We start from the raw sequence: 275 nt of genomic DNA on the forward strand, positions 1-275 counted from the left end.
AAGTCGCTGTCGTTCTCAAAATCGGTGGAGCTGCATGACAAAGTCATCGGGCATTATCTGAACATAAAACACTATCAATAAGTTGGAGTCATTACCCACGGTGGCAGATGCCGCCAAAGCTATGGATGTTGGCCTTTCCACAATGACAAGATGGGTCAAACAACTGCGTGATGAGAGTCAGGGCAAAACACCAAAAGCCTCTCCGATAACACCAGAACAAATCGAAATACGTAAGCTGAGGAAAAAGCTACAACGCATTGAAATGGAGAATGAAA

2 protein-coding genes are annotated in these 275 nt (G+C 44.4%); both read left to right on the forward strand.

Translation table 11 applies throughout. The features are described from left to right. A partial coding sequence (locus BGK49_RS19190) for an IS1 family transposase (RefSeq protein WP_000618533.1) occupies positions 1-81 on the forward strand: 81 nt, incomplete at its 5' end. A 1-nt stretch (position 82) separates the two neighbouring features. After that, on the forward strand, positions 83-275 hold a 193-nt coding region (locus BGK49_RS19195), incomplete at its 3' end, for a transposase (RefSeq protein WP_458694271.1).

The organism is Shigella sp. FC1544 (assembly GCF_001722145.1).
Lineage (GTDB): Bacteria > Pseudomonadota > Gammaproteobacteria > Enterobacterales > Enterobacteriaceae > Escherichia > Escherichia coli.